Below are 21,529 nucleotides of genomic sequence, written 5' to 3'. Positions count from 1 at the left end.
GGCGATGCGGCGGCGCACGGCGTCAACGCGGCTTGGCGCGGTTACGCTTGGCAAGCACGTTGAAGAACTCCACCGCGGCCGAGAACAGGATGGCGAAGTAGATGTAGCCGCGCGGGATGTGGAACGCGAAACCATCGGCCACCAGCGCCACGCCGATCAGCACCAGGAATGCCAGCGCCAACATCTTGGTGGTCGGGTGCTCGGAGACGAATCGCGCCACCGGGCCGGACGAGACGTACATCACCGCCATTGCGATCAGCACCGCCGCGACCATGATCTCGATGTCCTGGGCCATGCCGATCGCGGTGATGATCGAGTCGATCGAGAACACCAGGTCGACCACCACGATCTGCACGATCACCCAGAAGAACGCCCGATCGGCGGCCGAGGCTTGCGCCTCGCCTTCCTTGGCCTCGACCTCGGCATGAATCTCGTGGGTCGCCTTGGCGATCAGAAACAGGCCGCCGAGGATCAGGATGATGTCGCGCCAGGAGAACGCCCTGTCGGCGATGCTGAACACCGGCGCCGTCAGCCCGATCAGCCACACCAGCACGCTGAGCAGCATGAGCCGAAACAGCAGCGCCAGGCCGAGGCCGATCTGGCGGGCGCGGGTCGCCCGCGGCTCGGGGATACGGGACACCAGCACGGACAGGAAGATGACGTTGTCGATGCCGAGGACAATTTCGAGCGCCGTCAGGGTGAGCAGCGCGGCCCAGGCTTCGGGACTGGACAACAATTCGATCATCGGGGGGCTCGTCGGAATAAGCGGATGACACTATCGGCAAGGCAGACATAGAGGGCGACCGCGCACAGCACGATGGTAACCGGCAGCGGGACTTCGAAGTCACGGACAATTGCATAGGCAGCGAGCACCGCCCACAGCGCGATCAGCGCCAGCGTCAAGGCGCGCCACCGCGCAACACGCACCGGATGCACGACGCGAAACGGCACGAAGGTGAGCACGATCAAGGCTGCTATTCCCAGGCTGCCGACGATCGCCGGCGGGTGCAGCAAGAACAGATAGAACGCTGCTGCGTTCCACAGCGCCGGAAAGCCGCGGAAGTGATTATCGTCGGTCTTCATCCGTCGGTCGGCGAAGTACATCGCCGAACTGATCACGATGCCGATGCCGAGCAGCGGCGCTGCGATCGGCAATAGCAGGCCACTCGCGGTGATCGCATAGGCCGGGACGAACACGTAGGTGACGAAATCGACCACCAGATCGAGCACGTCACCCGACCATTGCGGCTGCAACCTTGCGACGTCCAGGCGCCGCGCCAGCGGGCCGTCGATCGCGTCGATCAGCAGCGCCAACCCGAGCCAGGCGAACATCCCGGCCCAATGCTGGCGGACAGCTTCCAGCATCGCGAGCAATGCGATCGCCGCCCCTGCGGCCGTAAACAGGTGCACGCCGAGCGCGGCGGCGCGGCGTGTGCCCGATCCGGGCGGCAATGGCGAAGGGTCCAGCTGGGTCATCGGGCCTCGTGCATATCAGGTTGGGTACCTGTCTGCACAATCAGTTGCGGCGTTCCGTCGCGCAAACGGCCGGAAACGTTAATGTTTCGCGGCGGACTTGAAATCGTCGCTGGCGAGAGCAATTGTCCGTGCCATGACCCAGAGCCTGATCGAGCCTAACAGCTACGACGCCGTCATTGTGGGCGGCGGTCCCGCCGGCCTCACCGCCGCCATCGCGCTTGCCGAGACCGGCGCAACCACCGCACTGATCGCGCGGCTGGTGCCCTACGGCGATAATCGCACCACGGCTCTGCTGGGCGATTCGATCGACATTCTCGACCGACTCGACGTCTGGCGCCGCTGCTCGAGCAAGGCCGCCGCGCTGCGGTCGATGCGCTTGGTGGACGATACCGGCCGGCTGATCCGGGCCCCCGAAGTGAAGTTCGCGTCCGATGAAATCGGCATGGATGCGTTCGGCTACAACATCGAGAACCGTGCCCTGCTGGTCGGCCTCGAAGAACGCGCGGCCGAGCTGTCGAACCTGCAGCGTTTCGACGATGAAGCTGAATCGGTCGTGCCCGGCGACGACGAAGTGATCGTTCGGATCCGCGGCGGCCGGACCATCTCGGCCAAGCTGGTGGTCGGCGCCGATGGCCGCCAGTCGCAGTGCCGTGAGGCCGCCGGCATCAAGGTGAGCAGCCGCGCCCTGCACCAGTCGGCGCTGACCTTCAACGTCAAGACGACACGCTCGCACGACAACGTCTCCACCGAGTTTCACACCAAGGAAGGCCCGTGCGTATTCGTGCCGCTGCCGGGCCGTCGGATGAGCATTGTCTGGGTCGCCTCACCGAAGGAGGCGCAACGGCTGATGGCGCTGTCCGACGACGAACTGTCGGCTGCGGCGGAGAAGCAGTCACAGTCGATCTACGGCAAAATGACCGTCGAGCCCGGCCGCAATCTGTTTCCGCTGGCGATCGAGAAACCGGCCGCTTACGCGCAGCATCGCATCGCGTTGGTTGGTGAAGCCGCTCACGTCGTGCCCCCGATCGGGGCGCAGGGGTTGAATATGGGTCTGCGGGACGCCGGCGACCTTGCCGAGATCGTGCGCGACGCGCTGGCGAACGGCACGGATATCGGCTCGGACGCCGTGATGGCGCGCTATGGCCGCAGCCGCGGACCCGACATCGCCAGCCGCACCGCCGCGATCGACATCGCCAACCGCACCCTGCTCAGCGATCTCTTACCCGCGCAGATGCTGCGGGCGGTGGGGATGCATCTGATCAGCTCCGTAGCCCCGATCCGCCGGTTCGCCATGCGCGAGGGGCTGTCGCCGTTCTGGCGCTCGATCTGAGCACGGCTAGCCCGGGAACGGGATCTGCCCGGTCCGGATCAGCCACATCACGGTGGTGAGCGTCACCACCGACATGAAGGTGCCGATCAGCACCGCGACCGACGCTGGTTCGACCCAGGTATTGTATTGCCGGGCGATCACGAACACGTTCAGCGCAGGCGGCAGTGACGCCATCAGCACCGCAGTCGCCGCCCATTCGGGCGAAAACGGCCCGAACGCCAAGATCAGACAAAACACGATCACCGGGTGCAGCAGCAGCTTCACCGCCACCAGGCTTGGGATCTCCCACGGCACCCGGCCGAATGGCCGCAGCGCCACAGTAACGCCGAGCGTGAACAGCGCCACCGGCGCCGCGGCGTTCTGCAGGAACCCCAACATCTTATCGACCGCGACCGGCAGCTCGACATGGAACGCGGCCGCCGCCGCTCCGCAATAGGCGGCGACGATCAGCGGGTGGAACAGGATCTCCCGCAGCACCGCGATGATGGTCGGGATCAAGGGACGTTTATCGGCGGCTGTGAGCGCCATGCCGAGCGGCACGATCGAAAACAGAAAGATCGTGTCGAAGCAGAAAATCAGAGCGGTTGGCGCGGCTGCCTGGGTGCCGAGCACCGACAACGCCAGCCCCGGCCCCATATAGCCGATATTGCCGTAGCCGCCGGACAGCGCCGCCATCGTTGCTTCCCGCATCGACAGCTTGCCGATCAGCCGGCCGAGCAGCCCTGACAGGAAGAAGGCGATCGCGGTCGCCAGCGTGGTCGCCAGCACGAACGGCAGGTTGTTCAGTTCCTCGAACGGCGTCTTCGACATGATCCGGAAGAACAGCGCCGGCAGCGAGACGAAGACGAGGAAGAAATTCATCCAAACCAGGCCCTGTTCGGGCAATTTCTTCCAGCGTCCGCAGGCGAAGCCGACGAAGATCAGGCCGAAATACGGCAGAGCGAGGTTGAGAATATCGATCATGAAAATGCGGCAGTGAGGGGTTGGAACCGAGCGGTATCAGGGAAACCCCGGGTGAACCACCGCGGAGCAGAGTCGCCGGTTTACCACTAGCGTCCGCCGCCAAGCTGGTCTATCCGACTCCCATGATCAAAACGCGAACCGCTAAATTTCAGATCGGTCAGATCGTCCGCCACCGGATCTTCTCGTTCCGCGGGGTGGTGTTCGACATCGATCCGGAATTCGCCAACACCGAGGAATGGTGGCTGGCAATTCCCGAAGAGGTGCGGCCGAGCAAGGACCAGCCGTTCTACCACCTGCTGGCGGAGAACGCGGAGTCGGAATACGTCGCCTACGTGTCGGAGCAGAATCTGCTGCCCGACGATTCCGGCGAGCCGATCCGGCATTCCCAGGTCGCCGAGATCTTCATCAAGGACAAGTCCGGCGGCTATCGGCCGCGCAATCCGTCGCTGAACTAATCGGGCGCCGCGCGGTTTCGATCGACGTATCGACCCACCCAGCCGGGACGGATTGCCGGAACGCGCCGTCTCACGCGAAAGCACAAAAGCGCAGAGAGCCACATCCCTGCTAGGCTGTCGTGGGAAGGAGCTCTCATGACGCAGACGCCGGAGCTTTTGCGCCAGACCCTTACGACTGTGCTGAGCTTGGCGAAGCTGGAGGGCGGCTTCGACTACCGCCTGATCGGCACAGCCGCGGACCTGCTGCGCGGGGTGCCGATCGAGCCCGGCGACGTCGACTTTCTGATGCCCACACGCAGCGATGTCGACACCTTCGCGCGGGCGCTTGCCGCCTACCGATGCCTGAGCCCGCCGACCTGGATGCCCTGTTGCGTGCAGTATTACGCGGCGTTCGAGGTGGGCGGCGTTCAGGTCGATGCCAGCACCGTCGAGTCTCCCTCGCAGTCCGCTTTCATCGAGGCCTTCGGCAGCGGCCCCTGGACGCACTTTTCCGAGATCGCCGTGGGCAACACGCGCGTTGCGGTGGTGGCGCCCGAACTGCGGCTGGCGACCGAGCTCTGCCGTGATCGAAAGGATCGCGCCGAGATCATCGCCCGCTGGATGCGCGATCACGGCTGTGACGCGCCGCTGCTGAAGAACGCCATGGAGGCACGCGGCATCGACGCGGCAACCCAGTTGTCCGTGATGGCAACCGTCACCGGCTGACAACTCGGCAGGCGCAGGCGAGTACGCAGAAAACAGAAAGGGCGCCACCGGGGCGCCCTTTGCATTTTGCGATTGCAGTCACGTGTTACTTGGCAGCCGGGTTGGCGCCGGCCGGAGCCTGAGCTTCCAGCTTCTTGCGCTGCTCTTCGGCGCGCTTCTGCAGCTCTTCCTGCAGCTTCTTCTGGGTCTCTTCGAACTGCTTCGGATCGGTCGGCGGACCGTCATAGGCCTTGGCGAACTCGGCCAGCGGCAGCGGCAGCGTCAGCGGCGCGCCGTTGGAATTGATCGCCTGCACGATCAGGTTCTGGCCCTTCTTGAGCTGATTGATCAGATCCGGCGTCGCTTCGTAGTCCGACATACAGCCGTTGGCGAAGCAAATCACATACGGGCTCTGCTGCGGCGCGTTGCTGTCGACGATGATGCGGGTGCCGTGCACGAGCTGCATGCCGAGCGGCAGCGTCACGCGCAGGATCTTCTTCGGCTCGCCTTCCGGCTCGATGATCACAGCGGCGATCACCGGCTGACCGGACTCGATACGGCCGTCTTTGCCGGTGAAGCAGACCTGCTTGGCGTTGGCGTCCTGCCCCTTGAGGCAGAACTTGGTCCAGGGCGCGTAGATCAGTTGAACCTGCTGCTGCTCAGGCTGTCCCTGGGCGGGAGCCTGCTGCGCCGGCGCCGGGGCGGCCTTCGGCGCCGCCTTGGGGGCTGCCTTCGGAGGAGCCGGCTGCTGGGCCTGCGCGGCGGGGGCGATGGTCAACGCCGCGAACGCGGTCGCCGCCAGCAGGGCGAAGGCCCGCCCGCGCGGCCCGGCCGACGCGACCAAGTTGCAAGACTTCATTCGGAAAACCCTTTCTGAAACGGTCGCGCACCCCAACCTGCGACGCTGGAGCTGACAGCGGTCCGTTTGGCCGCTGTCTCGGTGCCAATTGAGGCGGTTACGTGACGAGCCGGTGGGCATCATCGACTGCCCGCCTTCAATACATTGGCGAACGCAAAGATCAATGGCAACAATCCCCCGGCACCGGTTTCCGGGCGCTAATGTGGTAAAAATCCCGGCGTGGGACGCGCCGAATCAGAACACCGCTTCATCCGCCGAATCAAGGCCCTCGCCGCCGCGCTCGCGATCGGCACCTGCTGCCTGACCGGCGTCACGACGGCAGGCGCCGAGCCGGCCGGCACTCCCGCACCTGCGATCGTCAGCCATGCGATCGCGATGCACGGTAAGCCCGCGCAGCCAGCCGACTTTACCGCGATGCCCTACGTCAACCCGGACGCCCCCAAGGGTGGCCGGATGATCGCCAGCGTCGTCGGCGCGTTCGACAGTCTCAACCCGCTGATCGTCAAAGGCATCGCCGTCCAGCAGATGCGCGGCTATGTGATCGAAAGTCTGCTGGCGCGCGGCCACGACGAGCCGTTCACCTTGTACGGCCTGCTCGCGCGCTCGGTCGAAACCGACGACATTCGCAGCTACGTCACATTTCGGATCGATCCGCGCGCCCGGTTTTCCGACGGCAAGCCGGTCACCGCCGAGGACGTGCTGTTCTCCTGGAAGCTACTCCGCGACAAGGGCCGGCCGAACCTCCGCCTGTACTACGGCAAGGTCGCCAGCGCCGAGGCGCCAGATCCCCTCACCGTCCGGTTCGATTTCGGCGGTGCGCCGGACCGCGAACTGCCGCTGATCCTCGGCCTGATGCCGGTGCTGCCCCGCCACGCGGTCAATCCCGACAGCTTCGAAGAAACCTCCCTCAAACCGCCACTCGGCTCGGGCCCCTACCGTGTCACCAATGTTCAGGCCGGCACCAGCGTCACCCTGACGCGCGACCCGAACTACTGGGGCCGCGACCTGCCGATCAACCGCGGCCTGTGGAACTTCGACGAGGTGCGGATCGATTACTTCCGCGAGTCCAATGCGCAGTTCGAGGCGTTCAAGCGCGGGCTCTACGACTTCCGCGTCGAGACCGATCCGCTGCGTTGGAGCGAAGGCTATGACTTCCCCGCCGCACGCCATGGCGACGTGATCCGCGACGCGATCAAGCCGGGCACGCCGGAGCCGACCGACACCCTGGTGTTCAACACCCGCCGTCCGGTGTTCGCCGATGTCCGGGTCCGCGAGGCACTGCTCAACCTGTTCGACTTCGAGTGGATCAATCGCAACTACTTCTTTGGCCTCTACACCCGCACCGCGGGGTTCTTCGGCGGCTCGGAGCTGTCGGCCTATGGCCGCGCAGCCGATGACGGCGAACGCAAGCTGCTCCAGCCATATCTGCTGCGGCTTCGCGCCGATATCCTGGACGGCAGTTTCCGGCTCCCGCAGAGCGACGGTTCGGGCCGCGACCGCGCCGGCCTGCGCCGGGCGCTCGATCTGCTGGAGCAGGCCGGCTACCAGCTCGACGGCACCGTGCTGCGCAAGCGCGACACCCGCCAGCCCCTCACCTTCGAGCTCTTGGTGACGACGCGGGAGCAGGAGCGGATCGCGCTGGCGTTCGCCCGCGACCTCAAGCGCGCTGGCATCACCGTGTCGGTCCGCACCGTGGATGCCGTGCAGTTCGATCAGCGCCGCCTCGCCTACGACTTCGACATGATCCCGAACCGCTGGGACCAGTCGCTGTCGCCCGGCAACGAACAATCTTTCTATTGGGGCAGCGACGCCGCCGACACGCCGGGCACCCGCAACTACATGGGCGCCAAGGATCCGGCAATCGACGCGATGATTGCCGCGCTGCTAAGCGCTCGCGGCCGCGCGGATTTCGTCGACGCCGTGCGCGCGCTCGACCGCGTCCTGATCTCGGGGTTCTACGTGGTCCCTGTGTACAGCGTGCGTGAGCAATGGATCGCGCGCTGGAATCGTTTAGAACGTCCGAAGGCCACTGCCCTGACGGGTTATCTTCCCGAAACATGGTGGTATCGGCCGCCGCCGCAGCAACCGCCGCAGAGGTGATCCAGTGAGCCCGCCCAACACCTCGCCGACGCTCGACGGACTGTTTCGCCGCACCCTCGCCCGTCAGCCGGATGCGATCGCGCTGATCGATCCGCCGGACAAGCAGCGCATCACCGGGCAGCCGCCGCGGCGCATGACCTATGCCGAGGCCGACCGTGCGATCTCGGCGCTGGCCGCGCATTTCGTCACCGCTGGTCTGCCGAGCAATTCGGTGATCGCGGTGCAACTGCCGAACACCATCGAATTTCCGCTCACCGTCCTGGCGGCACATCGCGCCGGCCTCGTCGTCGCGTTGCTGCCGCAGCTCTGGCGCCACGCCGATCTCACCGCCGCGCTGAACCGCACCGGTGCACGGGCGATCGTGTCGACGCGCTGGATCGACGGCGTCAGCCACTCCGATCTGGCCATGAATGCCGCGGCGGAGGCGTTCTCGATCCGCCATGTCTGCGGCTTCGGCGATGACCTGCCCGAGGGCATGGCCTCGCTCGATGCCGCGATGGAAGACCCCACCGCCTTGCCGCCGGCGCCGGGGCCGCAGGAGGCCCGCCGTGCCGCGGTGATCTCGTTCGACACCACCGGCGACGGCGTCCGGGCGATCCCGCGCAGCCATCTGCATCTGATCGCAGGCGGCCTGGTTGTCTTCCTCGAAAGCGCGATCCCGCAGGGGGCGGTGCTGCTGTCGGCGCAGACGCCGGCGACGTTCGCCGGGCTGGCTTCATCGATGGTGACGTGGCTGCTCAGCGGCGGCACGCTGGCCCTGCACCACCCGTTCGATGACGCGGTGCTGGAGCGGCAGATCGTCGACCTTGGCTGTCAGGCCCTGGTCGCACCGGCGCCGCTTGCGCTTCGCCTCGGCGAAGCCGGACTGACGGCGCAGGCTCCGTCGCTGCGCAGCGTGGTGGGCCTGTGGCGGGCGCCCGAGCAGGTCGCCTCAAGCCCGAACTGGATCGGCGCGCCGGCCCACTTCACCGACATCTATCTGTTCGGCGAAGCCGGATTGTTCGGCGCCCAGCGTGCAGCGGACGGTACGCCGGCGGCCATCATGCCGGGACCGCACACGGCGCCCCGTGATCATGCCGGCGGTTCGACGGCAGGCGAAATCCTGATCACGCCGAAAGGCACGCTCGGTCTGCGCGGCCCGATGGTGACGCTCGCCGCCTATGCGCCGCTCCCACCGCTCAACAGTTCGATCCCGATGGCGCCGCCGCCGGACTATGTCGACACCGGCTACGCGGCAAGGCTCGACCGTGCCACCGGCGCGATCTGCATCACCGCTCCACCCGCCGGGGTGATGGCGGTCGGCGGCTATCGCTTCCTCGCCCAAGACCTGCAGGAATGGGCGAAGCGGCTCGGCCAGGGTGCGCTGCTCACCGCGCTGCCGGACCGGCTCAGCGGCTATCGGCTCGCCGGCCGCGCCCAGGACAATTCCAGAGCTCGTGAAGCACTTGCAGAACTCGGCCTAAACCCCTTGATGGTCGAGGCCTTCCGCGACGCTCCGAAGGTCGATGAAAACCGCGCATCGACGTTGACGCCGCATTAACAGCGACGGCTTACGGTTTCCGCCTCGACCGCGGGAGCCGTTCTTGGAATGTCGTACCACGCGCCTATCCTCGTCGTAACCGACGATGAAAGCTCGCCGACCCTCGCAGCACTGACGGACGCCAAACTGTTTCCAGTGCTCGCTTCTGCATGGCCGGAGGCCGGCGAAGCGGTCGGCCGGCTGCGCCCGTCGGCTGTGGTCGCAGATGGCGGTCCGCCCGCCGGCTCCCTCGAGACACTCGCCCGCCAGATCGGCTTGCTGCAGCCCTACGTGCCGCTGATCGCGATCGGGACCGATGGCGGCCTGCCCGACAACGTCATGCCGTTCAGCGCCGATCCGGGCGAGCTCATCCATCTGGCGCCGCGGCTGCGGGCCGCGCTGCGGGTGCGGACGCTGCACGCCACGGCGATGCGGCGCCTGAGCGATCCAAGTGGCCTCACCGAACTATCCGACCATGATCCGCTGCAGGACGCGACCGTACTGCTGATCGGCCGCGGCGCCGCCTATCCGGCGCTGTCGGTCGCGCTCGGCGAACGCGTCGGGGTGGTCGGCGCGCTGTCGATCGAAGCCGCCGCCAAGCATCTCAACGCCCGCGATCTCGACGGCATCGTGCTGGCCGAAGGCTTCAGCCCGCGCGTGGTCGATGCCTTCTTGACTGTGCTGTCGGAAGACACCCGGTTCCGGCATCTGCCGATCGTGGTCGGCGTTCCGGCGCCGCACAGCAGCTTCGAGCTGCCCAATCTCGAATTCGTCGATGGCGATCCGGCACGGATCGTCGGCGCCGCGTTGCCGCTGGTACGTCAGCACGCCTTCGAGGCCCGGCTCACCCGCACGCTGGCCTCGCTCGATGCTGGCGGCCTGCTCGATCCCCGCACCGGCCTTCTCACCGAGGCGGCGTTCGAGCGTGATTTTGCGACCGCCGTGTATCAGGCGCAGACTCGCGGCGAAGGCCTGTCGGTCGCGCGCTTCGTCCTGCACCGCGCCGATCGCCGAGCGGTGAACGACGCCGCACGGATCGTCAGCCGGCTGATGCGCAAGATGGACTTCGGCACGCTGCAAACCGACGGCACGCTGCTGGTGGTGTTCGCGGCAACTGACCTGCGCAACGCCCAGGCGATCGCGCGGCGGCTCAGCAGCGTGATCAAGCAGACCGCTCACAGCGCCCGGCGCGAGGCCCGGATCGATCCCGACGTCAGCGTCGCGACCCTGATGCCGGACGAATCCGCCCGCGCCATCCTGACCCGCGTCGTGCAGCAGGACCGCCGCCGCGCGGCGTCGTGACCGCCTCGCGCTGATCGCGCTTCCCGTCATTGCGAGCCGAAGGCGAAGCAATCCACAGGCCGGTGTACGGAGCTTCTGGATTGCTTCGGCGCTGCGCGCCTCGCAATGACGCGGAGGCAAAATCACGCCGCCTTGCGGTTCTCGGCGAGGTCGGCGAGCTGCTTGAGGATATCGGTCGTCCCCATCAACCGCTCTTCCGGCGTCTCCCAGACCTGGAAGAACACCACCTTCATGTCGGGCCGCACCTTGGCGGCTTCACCGTGGCGCTTGATGAAGAACACCAGCTTGTCCGGCTGTGCGAAGGCGTTGTCGCGGAAGCTGATGACGACGCCCTTCGGACCGGCGTCGACCTTCTCGACATTGGCACGGCGGCAATACGCCTTGATCGCCGCCACCTTGAACAGGTAGCGGACCTCGTCCGGCAGCGGACCGAAACGGTCGCGCAGCTCGGCGGCGAAGTTCTCGATCTCCTCGTCGGTGTCGAGATCGGCGAGCCGGCGATACAGCGACAGCCGCACCGCAAGATCGGCGACGAAGTCCTCCGGAATCAGCACCGGCATGCCAATGGTGATCTGCGGCGACCAGCGGTCGGCGACCGGCTCGTCGACGATGCCGGCCTTGAGGTTGGTGATCGCCTCCTCCAGCATCTGCTGATACAGCTCGAAGCCGACTTCCTTGATGTGGCCGGACTGCTCCTCGCCGAGCAGATTGCCGGCGCCGCGGATATCGAGGTCGTGCGAGGCGAGCTGGAAGCCGGCGCCGAGCGTTTCCAGCGATTGCAGCACCTTGAGCCGGCGCTCCGCCTGGGCGGTGATGTTGTGCTGCGGCAGCGTGAACAGCGCGTAGGCGCGCAGCTTGGACCGGCCGACGCGGCCGCGGAGCTGATACAATTGCGCCAGGCCAAACATGTCGGCGCGGTGCACGATCAGCGTGTTCGCGTTGGGGATGTCCAGGCCGGATTCGACGATCGTGGTCGACAGCAGGATGTCGAACTTGCCGTCGTAGAACGCCGACATGATGTCCTCGATCACCGCCGGCGGCATCTGGCCGTGCGCCACCGCGACCTTCATCTCCGGCACATGCTTGTCGAGGAAGTCCTTCACCTCGGCGAGATCGTCGATCCGCGGCACGACGTAGAACGCCTGACCGCCGCGATAGCGCTCGCGCAGCAGCGCTTCGCGGATCATCAGCGGATCGTGCGGCGCCACGAAGGTTCGCACCGCGAGCCGGTCGACCGGCGGCGAAGCAATGATCGACAGGTCGCGCACGCCGGTCATGGCGAGCTGCAGCGTGCGCGGGATCGGCGTCGCGCTCAGCGTCAGCACGTGGACCTCGGAGCGAAGCTGCTTCAGCTTCTCCTTGTGGGTGACGCCGAAGTGCTGCTCCTCGTCGACGATGACGAGGCCGAGGTCCTTGAACTTGATCGACTTGCCGAGCAGCGCGTGCGTGCCGACCACGATGTCGAGCGTGCCGTCGGCAATGCCCTTCTTGACCTGCGACAGCTCCTTGGTCGAAACCAGCCGCGAGGCTTGGCCGACATTCACCGGGAAGCCACGGAACCGTTCGGTGAAGGTCTTGGCGTGCTGCCGCGCGAGCAGCGTGGTCGGGACCACGACCGCGACCTGCTTGCCGTCGAGCGCCACGGCAAACGCCGCGCGCAGCGCCACCTCGGTCTTGCCGAAACCGACGTCGCCGCAAACCAGGCGGTCCATCGGCGTGCCCTTCTCCAGATCGCTCAGCGCGGCGTTAATCGCAGCGAGCTGATCCTCGGTCTCGTCGTAGGGGAAGCGCGCGCAGAACTCGTCATAGAGCTGCGGCTGCACCGGCAGCTTCGGCGCCTCGCGCAAGTGCCGTTCGGCCGCGACCTTGATCAGTTCGCCGGCGATCTGCCGGATACGGTTCTTCAGCTTGGCCTTGCGCGCCTGCCAACCGGAGCCGCCGAGCTTGTCGAGTTCGACCGCGGTGCCGTCGGAGCCGTAGCGTGACAGCAGCTCGATGTTCTCGACCGGCAGGAACAGCTTGGTGTCGTTGGCGTAGTGAAGTTCGACGCAATCGTGCGGCGCGCCGCCGACTTCGAGCGTCTGCAGCCCGACGAAGCGGCCGATGCCGTGCTCGACATGCACCACGATGTCACCGGTCGAGAGGCTGGTGACCTCGGAGATGAAGTTGTCGAGCTTCTTGCTGGCCTTCCGCTGCCGCACCAATCGGTCGCCGAGCACATCCTGCTCGGTGATCACCGCAAACGCATCGGTCTCGAAGCCGGACTCCAGCCCGACCACCGCCAGCATGGTTTCGTTGCGCGGCGTCGCCTGCACGGTACGCCAGGAATTGACGCTGGTGAGCGCGACCAGCTTGTGGTCCTTCAGCATGCTCGCCATGCGGTCGCGCGAGCCTTCGCTCCACAGCGCGATTACCACCTTCTTGCGCGCCGCCTGCAGCGCATAGACGTGCGCCACCAGCGTCTCGAACACGTTGACGTTGGCGTCCGCGCGCTCCGGCGCGAAGTTGCGGCCGGCACGGGCACCGGCATCGATCACGTCGTTGGTGTCGTCCGGCAGCGCGAATGGCGTCAGCCGCGCCAGGGCGACACCTTCGAGCCGCGCGGTCCATTCACTGTCGGTGAGATACAGCCGATCCGGCGGCAGCGGCTTATAGATCGCGCCGGAGCCGGGCTGCTCCATCGCTTCGCGCCGGGCGTCGTAGTAGTCGGCAATCTGCTTGAAGCGCTCGCGCGCGGCGTCTTCGCTCTGCGGCTCGATCGCGACCGGCGTACCTTTCAGGTACTCGAACAGCGTGTCCATCCGCTCCTGGAACAGCGGCAGCCAGTGCTCCATGCCGGGATGGCGGCGGCCTTCGCTGACCGCGGCGTACAGCTGGTCGTCCGGATGCGGCGCACCAAACGCGGCAACGTAGCCCATGCGGAAGCGGCGGATGGTCTCGGTGACGAGCTGGAATTCCGACACCGGCACCAGGTCCAGGCCGCGCATGGTGTGCAGCGTGCGCTGGGTCTCGGCGTCGAAGGTGCGGATCGATTCGAGCTGGTCGCCGAAGAAGTCGAATCGCACCGGCTGGTCGAGGCCGGCCGGAAACAGATCGAGAATGCCGCCGCGGACCGCGTATTCACCGGCTTCGCGCACCGTGGAGGCGCGGCTGTAGCCGTTGTGTTCGAGCCAGGCGACGATCGAATCCATCGGCACCACGTTGCCGGGAGCCACCGACAGCGCCTGCGCGGCGATGATCTCGCGCACCGGCACCCGCTGCACGGCGGCGTTGACCGTGGTCAGCACGATCAGCGGCTTGTCGCTGCCGGTCAGGCGCGACAGCTTCGCCAGGGTGGTGACACGCTGCGCCAGGATGCCGGCGTGCGGCGAAACGCGGTCATAAGGCTGGCAGTCCCAGGCCGGAAACTGCAGCACCTCGAGATCGGGCGCGAAGAACTCCAGGCTGCGCGCGAGCTGCTGCATCCGCGGACCATCGCGGCAGATCACCGTCAGGCTGACAGCGGGCGCCTTCGGCTTGGCCGCGACCGCGCGGGCCAGATCGGCGATGATCAGCCCCTCGGCGCCTTCGGCGACGTTGGCGAAGGTCAGCGCCTTGCCGGGCGTAAGCTGTTCCGCCGGCGACCTGCTCGGAGTCTTCATACGGCGCCGTCCTGATGGCCGTAGGTCTTGATCCGTTCGAACAGCCCGCCCTTGAACTCGGCCGGCAGCGTGTCGCCGCCGGCGACCGCAGCGTAGAGATCGTGGTCGTTGACCTCGATCAGGCGTTCGAGCTCGTCGATCTCCGCCTCCGACAGTGTGCCGATCTCGGCGTCGGCGAACTGGCCGAGAATCAGATCCATCTCGCGTGTGCCGCGATGCCAGCAGCGGAACAGAAGCCGCTTGCGGCGGTCGTCGAGCCCGCCGCTCGACCGTGTGGTGCCCGTCATGTCGAAATCCACCTCAACGCCAAAAGCCCGGACGTGCCGGGCGGCCTTGATATAGCGACCGGCATCGCCGCTGTCAGCCCGCACTGGCGCATTGCAATCGGCCGCAAATGCAGCCAACCCTGCGGGCAACCGCCCATCCACCCGCTTGGTTCGATGCGCCCTGCTCTGCTCAATCCGCTGTTCGCCCCGGTCACCGGCCTGACCGGCGTCGGACCGAAACAGGACAAGCTGTTCCGCTATCTGCTGGACCGCGACGACACCCCGCGGCTGGCCGACCTGCTGCTGCATCTGCCGAGCAGCGTGATCGACCGCCGCGCCCGGCCAAAGATTCGGGACGCCGTGCCGGGAACGGTGGTGACGCTGGAGGTCACGGTCGATCGCCACCGCGCGCCGCCGCCGGGCCGCTCCCGCGCGCCGTATCTGGTCTATGCCAGCGACGACACCGGCGACGTGGTGCTGACGTTCTTCCGCGCCAAGCCGGACTATGTGCAGAAGCTGCTGCCGGTCGGCGCCAAGCGCTACGTCTCCGGCACCGGCCAGCTCTACGACGGCACGCTGCAGATCGTGCATCCCGACCGCGTCGTCGACGAGGAAGCCTTCGCCAAGCTGCCGCAGATCGATCCGGTCTATCCGCTGACCGAGGGGCTGGCGATCGGCTCGCTGCGCCGGGCGGTGGCGCAGGCGCTGACCAAGCTGCCGGCGCTGCCGGAATGGATCAGCCCCGAGGTGCTGCGGCGCTGCCGGTTTCCCTCGTTCGCCGAAGCGCTGAAGCACGTCCACATCCCGGATCAGCCGACCGACATTCTGCCCGATGGGCCGTATTGGTCGCGGCTCGCCTATGACGAACTGCTCGCCGGACAGCTCGCGCTGGCGCTGGTGCGGGCGCAGCTCCGCCGCCCGGCCGGCAGCCGCAACGCCGGCGACGGCCGCCTGCGCCACAAGATCATCGACGCGCTACCCTACGCGCTGACCAATTCGCAGCAGCAGGCCGCCGCGGCGATCGCCGAAGATCTGCTCCAGCCGGTGCGGATGCTACGACTGCTGCAGGGCGACGTCGGAAGCGGCAAGACCGTGGTGGCGCTGCTGGCCGCAGCGGCGGTCGCCGAAGCCGGCAAGCAGGCGGCGCTGATGGCGCCGACCGAAATCCTCGCCCGCCAGCACATCAAGACCATCGCGCCGCTGGCCGAACGCGCCGGGATGCAGGTCGCGATTCTCACCGGCCGCGAGAAAGGCAAAGAGCGCCGCGAGATCCTGGAGCGGCTCGCCGCCGGCGAGATCGATTTTCTGGTCGGCACTCACGCGCTGATCCAGGACGACGTGATCTATAAATCGCTGGCGCTGGCGGTCGTCGACGAGCAGCACCGTTTCGGCGTGCGCGAGCGCCTGGCGCTGACCAGCAAGGGGGCCGATGTCGACGTGCTGGTGCTCAGCGCAACGCCGATTCCGCGCACGCTGGTGCTGACTTACTTCGGCGACATGGACGTTTCGGAACTCCGCGAGAAGCCCGCCGGCCGCCAGCCGATCGACACCCGCACGCTGTCCGATACGCGGCTGCCGGAAGTGGTCGACGGCATCGGCCGCGCGATCGCCGCCGGCAAGCGCGTGTACTGGATCTGCCCGCTGGTCGAGGAATCCGAGAACGTCAAACTCACCGACGCCGAACAACGCTACGAGTCGCTGCGGCAGCGCTTCGGCGATCATCAGGTCGGCTTGGTGCATGGACGGATGCGCGGCAGCGACAAGGACCAGGTGATGGGCCAGTTCGCGCGCGGCGAGATCAGCGTGCTGGTCGCCACCACGGTGGTCGAGGTCGGTGTCGACGTGCCCGAAGCCACCATCATGGTGATCGAAAACGCCGAACGGTTCGGTCTGGCACAGCTGCATCAGCTGCGCGGCCGGGTCGGCCGCGGCAGCGAGGCGTCGACGTGCCTGCTGCTGTATCGTGAGCCGCTGGGCGAACTCTCCGGGGCGCGCCTGCGTGTGATCCGCGACACCACCGACGGTTTCCGGATCGCCGAGGAAGATCTCAAGCTGCGCGGCGAAGGCGATGTGCTCGGCACGCGGCAGAGCGGCCTGCCCGGCTACCGGATTGCGCGCTCCGAAGTCCATGCTCAGCTCATCACCCAGGCGCGCGACGAAGCGCTGCGGATCCTGAAAGACAACCCCAAGCTCGAAGGCCCGTCCGGAGAGGCGCTACGCTGCCTGCTGTATCTTTACGAACGCGACGAAGCGATCCCGCTGCTGGGGGCGGGTTAGAAGTGATCGTCATTCCGGGGCGCGCGCAGCGCGAACCCGGAATCCATAGCCCCTGGCCTAGCGACTGACACCCGGCGATGCCCCCCGCAAATCATCATCCGCGTTGGTGATTATGGATTCCGGGCCCGCCGCTGAGCGGCGTCCCGGAATGACGAACGTGAATGATGATTGCGAACGGCCTCAGCCGCACCGTGGCCGAACTAATCGACCTTGTCGGGCGCCTTGTTCACGCGGCGGCGCGAGAACGCCGATTCCGGCTCGCCGGGTTCGCGGACCTTCTTGGCGGCCAGCGCGGTTGCCGCCAGCGCCGCGATCTTCTTCTGCGGATCGGAACCCGGCTGCACCACGCCCGCCGACATGATCAGCGTCGCGGCCTCCTCGGCGCTCATATCGACCGGGATCACCTTGCTGCGCGGGACGTAGAAGAAGAAGCCGGTGGTCGGGTTCGGCGCGCACGGCAGGAACACCGAGATGTGCTCGTCCTGGCTCGGGATCTTGGTCGCGACTTCCTGGTTCGGCGGCAGCGAGATCAGCACGATCGACCACATCCCCGGCTGTGGGAACTCGACCAGGCCAACTTTCCGCAGGCTGTTGCCGTTGCCCGAGAACAGCGTCTCGAACACCTGCTTCAGGCCACGGTAGATCGCCCGCACCACCGGCATCCGGCCGAGCAGACGCTCGCCGAGATCGACCAGGCTGCGGCCGATCAGGTTGGCGGTGAGGAAACCGAGCAGCGTCAGCGCGACGAACGCGACGACCAGGCCGGAGCCCGGCACCGCGAACGGCAGATAGGTCTCGGGGCGATAGTCCGGCGGAACCAGCGGACGCACGAAGCCATCGACCCAGTTCACGAACCACCAGGTCAGGTAGAACGTGATCGCGACCGGGCCTGCCACGATCAGGCCGGTCAGGAAGTAATTGCGGAGACGCCCCATCACGCCGCGCGGCGGGTCCGGCGGAAGATCACCGGTCGGGGTCGGAAGCTGGTCGGTCATCGGCAGTCCAGGTCGGTGCTACGGATGTCGCGGCCGAAGCCCCGACGCGAGGTTCACTGTAGCAGAGCGCCCTGGGGATAAGCGATCGATCCGACCCGGCCAGGCTCGATCGCGCCACTTCGGCGTTCTGCCAACGCCGCCAGATATAAGGGCTCCAGCAGCCGCCAACAACCGGCCGGGTGTGGACAGCCAGCCGGCCGCGACAACTTGCCGGATGCCTCGGCAGAGTGCTGCGAACGTTTCGCGCCGAGGGGCCGATGGGCGTGTGAACGCCCTATTCCACCGTGACCGACTTCGCCAGATTGCGCGGCTGGTCGACGTCGGTGCCCATCACCACGGCGGTGTGGTAGGCGAGCAGTTGCACCGGGATGGCATAGACCATCGGGGTGAACGCCGAAGGCATGTCCGGCATCACGATCGTCACCATCGACTCGACGGTCGCTTCCTCGGCGCCCTTGGCGTCGGTCATCAGGATGATCCGGCCGCCGCGGGCCGCGACCTCCTGCATGTTGGAGACGGTCTTCTCGAACACCCGGTCGTACGGCGCGATCACCACCACCGGCATCTTCTCGTCGATCAGCGCGATCGGGCCGTGCTTAAGCTCGCCGGCGGCATAGCCCTCGGCGTGGATGTAGGAGATTTCCTTCAACTTCAGCGCGCCTTCCAGCGCCAGCGGATACGACGTGCCGCGGCCTAAATAGAGGACGTCCTGGGCCTTGGAGATGTCGCGCGCCAGCCGCTCGATCTGCGGCTCGTGGGTCAGCGCCGCCGCCATCAGCCGGGGCAATTCGATCAGGCCGTGCACCAGCTTGGCTTCGTCGTCATCGGTCAAGGTACCGCGCGCCCGTCCCGCCGCGATCGCCAGCGCCGCCAGCGCCGTGAGCTGGCAGGTGAACGCCTTGGTCGAGGCGACGCCGATCTCGGGGCCCGCCAGGGTCGGCATCACCACCTCGCTCTCGCGGGCGATGGTCGAGGTCGGCACGTTGACCACCGACAGCGTGTGCAGCCCCTGCTCCTTGGCGTAGCGCAGCGCTGCCAGCGTGTCGGCGGTCTCGCCCGATTGCGAGATGAAGACCGCCAGATCGCCCTTGCGCAGCGGCGCTTCGCGGTAGCGGAATTCCGACGCGATATCGATCTCGACCGGCAGCCGCGCAAAGCGTTCGAACCAGTACTTGGCGACGTAGCCGGCGTAGTTCGCCGTGCCGCAGGCGGTGATCGACAGATGTTGCACGTCCTTGAAGTCGAACGGCAGCTTCATCGGCAGCGCGATCCGCTCGCTCGCCATGTCGAGATAGCGCGCCAGGGTGTGGCCGACGACTTCCGGCTGCTCGTGGATCTCCTTGGCCATGAAGTGGCGATAGTTGGCCTTGTCGACCACGAACGACGAGGCGCCCGACTTCATCACGTCGCGCTTGACGACGTCGCCCTTGGCATCGCGGACTTCGGCGCTGGTGTGGGTCAGCACCACCCAGTCGCCGTCGTCGAGATAGCTGATGTCATCGGTGAGCGGCGCCAGCGCGATCGCATCCGAGCCGAGATACATCTCGCCGTCGCCATAGCCGATCGCCAGCGGCGAGCCCTTCCGGGCGCCGATCATCAGATCGTCATAGTCCTTGAACACGAACGCCAGCGCGAATGCGCCGCGCAGCCGCGGCAGCGCCGCCTTCACCGCGTCCTGCGGCGACAACCCCTTGGCCAGAAACGAGTTGACCAGATGCGCCACCACTTCGGTGTCGGTCTCGCTGGCGAAGGTCGCACCGCCACCCTCGAGCTCGTCACGCAGCTCGCGAAAGTTTTCGATGATGCCGTTGTGCACGACCGCGACGCCCGACGCCGCATGCGGGTGCGCATTGGCCTCGTTGGGCTTGCCGTGGGTCGCCCACCGGGTGTGGCCGATCCCGACATGGCCGGCCAGTGGCTGCCGCTTCAACACCGCTTCGAGATTCTTCAACTTGCCTTCGGCCCGGCGGCGCACGAGCTCGCCGTCTTCGAGCGTTGCGACCCCGGCCGAGTCATAACCTCGGTACTCGAGCCGCTTCAGCGAATCGACCAGCTGCTCAGCAACCGGTCCACGTCCCAGAATTCCGATGATGCCGCACATGCGGTTGAATAATCCCCAGTTCGCCGGGCGACCTGCCGACGCCCCGACTTCTAGCGGCTTCTGCGAAAGCCTTGGTAGTCAACAATTATTGCGATTTGACACAAGGTTAAGCCAAACCGGCGGCTTCAATGCGCCTTCGGCTTGCGATGGCGCGACTTGGCGTCCCGGAAGCGCTTGGCCCAGCCGTCCTTGGCGGTCTGCACGTTGCGCTCGACTGCCAGCGCATCATCCGGCACGTCCTTGGTGATCACCGAACCGGACCCGATATAGGCGCCGCTGCCGATCTTGACCGGCGCGACCAGCGACGAATTCGAGCCGATGAATGCACCCGCCCCGATCTCGGTCTTGTGCTTGTCGAAGCCGTCATAATTACAAGTGATGGTACCGGCACCGATGTTGGCCGACGCACCGATGTGGGCATCACCGATATAGGTCAGGTGATTGACCTTGGCGCCGGCGTCGATCTGCGCGGCTTTGGTCTCGACGAAATTACCGATCTTGGCGCCGTCGCCGAGCGACGTCCCCGGCCGCAACCGCGCATAGGGACCGACCTGCGCCTTGCTGCCGATCTTTGCTTCGGAAAGGTGCGAGAACGAGTGGATCACCGCGCCGTCGGCAATCGACACGCCGGGGCCGATCACCACGAACGGCTCGATGACCACATTCTTGCCGAACGTCGTGTCGGCGGCGAGATACACGGTCTCCGGCGCGATCAGCGTCACGCCGGCCGCCATCGCGGCCTGGCGCAGGCGGGTCTGCATCACGGTCTCGGCCTCGGCGAGCTGCGCCTTGGTGTTGATGCCGCGAACCTCGTCCTCGCTGGTTTCGATCACGCTGGCAGTCAGGCCGAGATCGCGAACGATCCCAATCGCGTCAGTCAGGTAGTACTCGCCCTTGGCGTTGGCGTTGCCGATCTTGTCGAGCACGTCGAGCGCGATGTTGCCGTCGATCGCCATCACGCCGGCGTTGCACAGCGTGATCTTCAGTTCATCGGCGCTGGCGTCCGCCTGCTCACGGATCGCCGTCAGCTTGCCGTCCTCGACCACCAGACGGCCATAACCCGTCGGATCGGCCGCGCGGAAACCGAGCACCACCAGAGACGAGCCGTTGTGTAGCGGCTCGCGCAGACGGGCGAACGTCTCGGCCGAGATCAACGGGGTGTCGCCGAACGCGATCAGCAGATCGTCGGCGCCCTGGGCGATCGCCTCGCGAGCCGCCAGCACCGCATGCGCGGTCCCGAGCCGCTGCGCCTGAATATGGATGGCCGCGTCAGAGCGGACACGTTTGGCCTCGTCGCCGACCGCCTGATGATCCGGACCGATCACCACCGCGAGCCGATCGCGTTCGCCATGCGGCGCCGCGCTCAGCACGTGGGAAAGCAGCGAGCGGCCGGCGACGGGGTTCAGCACCTTCGGCAGCGAAGATCGCATCCGCGTGCCCTCGCCCGCGGCAAGCACGATCGTCAGGCTGTTTCTGGCAGTCATTTCAACATCCATGGTCTGGTGATGCGGCCCTCATAAAGGGTTTTGCCACGAAGGGGAAACGGGTTTGCGGCTCTGGC

16 protein-coding genes are annotated in these 21,529 nt (G+C 66.6%); 7 read left to right on the top strand and 9 right to left on the bottom strand.

Going from position 1 to position 21,529, the window contains the following annotated elements:
• Nucleotides 1–22: 22 nt before the first annotated feature.
• Nucleotides 23–745, bottom strand: a complete 723-nt coding sequence (locus LRC39_RS13440; RefSeq protein WP_346294635.1) for a TerC family protein — start codon at nucleotides 743–745, stop codon at nucleotides 23–25.
• Entirely contained in the window at nucleotides 742–1,476 is a 735-nt protein-coding gene (pcsA, locus tag LRC39_RS13435) for a phosphatidylcholine synthase (protein WP_346294634.1), read from the bottom strand. Before pcsA ends, LRC39_RS13440 begins: the two co-directional genes overlap by 4 nt.
• Before the next feature lie 133 nt (nucleotides 1,477–1,609).
• On the opposite strand from pcsA, the gene LRC39_RS13430 reads away from it, so the two are divergent.
• A complete protein-coding gene (locus LRC39_RS13430) occupies nucleotides 1,610–2,806 on the top strand; it encodes a UbiH/UbiF family hydroxylase (RefSeq protein ID WP_346294633.1) in 1,197 nt (398 codons plus the stop codon).
• A 6-nt stretch (nucleotides 2,807–2,812) separates the two neighbouring features.
• On the opposite strand, the gene LRC39_RS13425 is transcribed toward LRC39_RS13430, so the two are convergent.
• Entirely contained in the window at nucleotides 2,813–3,769 is a 957-nt protein-coding gene (locus LRC39_RS13425; RefSeq protein ID WP_264052283.1) for an AEC family transporter, read from the bottom strand.
• Nucleotides 3,770–3,891: 122 nt separating this feature from the next.
• Between LRC39_RS13425 and hspQ the strand changes: the two genes are divergently transcribed.
• Together hspQ and LRC39_RS13415 are read left to right on the top strand one after the other, a co-directional pair.
• Entirely contained in the window at nucleotides 3,892–4,224 is a 333-nt protein-coding gene (gene hspQ / locus LRC39_RS13420) for a heat shock protein HspQ (protein WP_011158219.1), read from the top strand.
• Between the two features lie 135 nt (nucleotides 4,225–4,359).
• The gene (locus LRC39_RS13415; protein ID WP_346294632.1) at nucleotides 4,360–4,929 is read left to right on the top strand and encodes a hypothetical protein; all 570 of its coding nucleotides are present in this window, start codon (nucleotides 4,360–4,362) and stop codon (nucleotides 4,927–4,929) included.
• Between the two features lie 85 nt (nucleotides 4,930–5,014).
• Here the strand turns inward: LRC39_RS13415 and LRC39_RS13410 are convergent, their stop codons facing one another.
• Complete coding sequence (locus tag LRC39_RS13410) at nucleotides 5,015–5,767, bottom strand: invasion associated locus B family protein (RefSeq protein WP_164633703.1); 753 nt, start codon at nucleotides 5,765–5,767, stop codon at nucleotides 5,015–5,017.
• Between the two features lie 219 nt (nucleotides 5,768–5,986).
• Between LRC39_RS13410 and LRC39_RS13405 the strand changes: the two genes are divergently transcribed.
• Genes LRC39_RS13405 through LRC39_RS13395 form a run of 3 tightly spaced genes read left to right on the top strand, consistent with a single transcriptional unit; the run spans nucleotide 5,987 to nucleotide 10,688 of the window.
• The gene (locus LRC39_RS13405; RefSeq protein ID WP_346294631.1) at nucleotides 5,987–7,867 is read left to right on the top strand and encodes an extracellular solute-binding protein; all 1,881 of its coding nucleotides are present in this window, start codon (nucleotides 5,987–5,989) and stop codon (nucleotides 7,865–7,867) included.
• Nucleotides 7,868–7,871: 4 nt separating this feature from the next.
• Entirely contained in the window at nucleotides 7,872–9,407 is a 1,536-nt protein-coding gene (locus LRC39_RS13400; RefSeq protein WP_346294630.1) for a class I adenylate-forming enzyme family protein, read from the top strand.
• Between the two features lie 48 nt (nucleotides 9,408–9,455).
• Nucleotides 9,456–10,688, top strand: coding sequence for a GGDEF domain-containing protein (locus LRC39_RS13395; RefSeq protein WP_346294629.1), 1,233 nt, complete (start codon nucleotides 9,456–9,458; stop codon nucleotides 10,686–10,688).
• A 122-nt stretch (nucleotides 10,689–10,810) separates the two neighbouring features.
• Here the strand turns inward: LRC39_RS13395 and mfd are convergent, their stop codons facing one another.
• Both mfd and LRC39_RS13385 read right to left on the bottom strand, forming a co-directional pair.
• On the bottom strand, nucleotides 10,811–14,329 hold the full coding sequence (mfd, locus tag LRC39_RS13390; protein ID WP_346294628.1) for a transcription-repair coupling factor: 3,519 nt from the start codon (nucleotides 14,327–14,329) through the stop codon (nucleotides 10,811–10,813).
• Complete coding sequence (locus LRC39_RS13385; protein ID WP_346294627.1) at nucleotides 14,326–14,616, bottom strand: succinate dehydrogenase assembly factor 2; 291 nt, start codon at nucleotides 14,614–14,616, stop codon at nucleotides 14,326–14,328. The genes mfd and LRC39_RS13385 overlap by 4 nt, the downstream gene beginning before the upstream one ends.
• A gap of 153 nt (nucleotides 14,617–14,769) precedes the next feature.
• On the opposite strand from LRC39_RS13385, the gene recG reads away from it, so the two are divergent.
• A complete protein-coding gene (gene recG, locus LRC39_RS13380; protein ID WP_346294626.1) occupies nucleotides 14,770–16,872 on the top strand; it encodes an ATP-dependent DNA helicase RecG in 2,103 nt (700 codons plus the stop codon).
• Nucleotides 16,873–17,072: 200 nt separating this feature from the next.
• Here recG and LRC39_RS13375 read toward each other — a convergent pair whose 3' ends face one another.
• The 3 genes from LRC39_RS13375 to glmU form a co-directional block, all read right to left on the bottom strand.
• Nucleotides 17,073–17,867, bottom strand: a complete 795-nt coding sequence (locus LRC39_RS13375) for a DUF502 domain-containing protein (RefSeq protein ID WP_346294625.1) — start codon at nucleotides 17,865–17,867, stop codon at nucleotides 17,073–17,075.
• Between the two features lie 274 nt (nucleotides 17,868–18,141).
• A complete protein-coding gene (glmS, locus tag LRC39_RS13370; protein ID WP_346294624.1) occupies nucleotides 18,142–19,968 on the bottom strand; it encodes a glutamine--fructose-6-phosphate transaminase (isomerizing) in 1,827 nt (608 codons plus the stop codon).
• Nucleotides 19,969–20,093: 125 nt separating this feature from the next.
• Nucleotides 20,094–21,452 carry a bifunctional UDP-N-acetylglucosamine diphosphorylase/glucosamine-1-phosphate N-acetyltransferase GlmU gene (gene glmU / locus LRC39_RS13365; protein WP_346294623.1) on the bottom strand — a complete coding sequence of 453 codons (1,359 nt, stop codon included), beginning with the start codon at nucleotides 21,450–21,452 and terminating at the stop codon, nucleotides 20,094–20,096.
• Nucleotides 21,453–21,529: the final 77 nt, after the last annotated feature.

This window comes from Rhodopseudomonas sp. P1 (genome assembly GCF_039642825.1).
Taxonomy (GTDB): Bacteria; Pseudomonadota; Alphaproteobacteria; order Rhizobiales; family Xanthobacteraceae; genus Rhodopseudomonas; species Rhodopseudomonas palustris_H.
Note: the sequence above shows the minus strand (reverse complement) of the source record. Positions and strands in the feature narration are given on the sequence as shown.

What these genes read in the sequence shown, in the direction of transcription:
- LRC39_RS13440 (WP_346294635.1), bottom strand. Translation starts at nt 745, where the DNA reads ATGATCGAATTGTTGTCCAGTCCCGAAGCCTGGGCCGCGCTGCTCACC.
- LRC39_RS13430 (WP_346294633.1), top strand. Translation starts at nt 1,610, where the DNA reads ATGACCCAGAGCCTGATCGAGCCTAACAGCTACGACGCCGTCATTGTG.
- LRC39_RS13395 (WP_346294629.1), top strand. Translation starts at nt 9,456, where the DNA reads ATGTCGTACCACGCGCCTATCCTCGTCGTAACCGACGATGAAAGCTCG.
- LRC39_RS13375 (WP_346294625.1), bottom strand. Translation starts at nt 17,867, where the DNA reads ATGACCGACCAGCTTCCGACCCCGACCGGTGATCTTCCGCCGGACCCG.
- pcsA (WP_346294634.1), bottom strand. Translation starts at nt 1,476, where the DNA reads ATGACCCAGCTGGACCCTTCGCCATTGCCGCCCGGATCGGGCACACGC.
- LRC39_RS13410 (WP_164633703.1), bottom strand. Translation starts at nt 5,767, where the DNA reads ATGAAGTCTTGCAACTTGGTCGCGTCGGCCGGGCCGCGCGGGCGGGCC.
- glmS (WP_346294624.1), bottom strand. Translation starts at nt 19,968, where the DNA reads ATGTGCGGCATCATCGGAATTCTGGGACGTGGACCGGTTGCTGAGCAG.
- LRC39_RS13425 (WP_264052283.1), bottom strand. Translation starts at nt 3,769, where the DNA reads ATGATCGATATTCTCAACCTCGCTCTGCCGTATTTCGGCCTGATCTTC.
- glmU (WP_346294623.1), bottom strand. Translation starts at nt 21,452, where the DNA reads ATGACTGCCAGAAACAGCCTGACGATCGTGCTTGCCGCGGGCGAGGGC.
- mfd (WP_346294628.1), bottom strand. Translation starts at nt 14,329, where the DNA reads ATGAAGACTCCGAGCAGGTCGCCGGCGGAACAGCTTACGCCCGGCAAG.
- LRC39_RS13415 (WP_346294632.1), top strand. Translation starts at nt 4,360, where the DNA reads ATGACGCAGACGCCGGAGCTTTTGCGCCAGACCCTTACGACTGTGCTG.
- recG (WP_346294626.1), top strand. Translation starts at nt 14,770, where the DNA reads ATGCGCCCTGCTCTGCTCAATCCGCTGTTCGCCCCGGTCACCGGCCTG.
- hspQ (WP_011158219.1), top strand. Translation starts at nt 3,892, where the DNA reads ATGATCAAAACGCGAACCGCTAAATTTCAGATCGGTCAGATCGTCCGC.
- LRC39_RS13385 (WP_346294627.1), bottom strand. Translation starts at nt 14,616, where the DNA reads ATGACGGGCACCACACGGTCGAGCGGCGGGCTCGACGACCGCCGCAAG.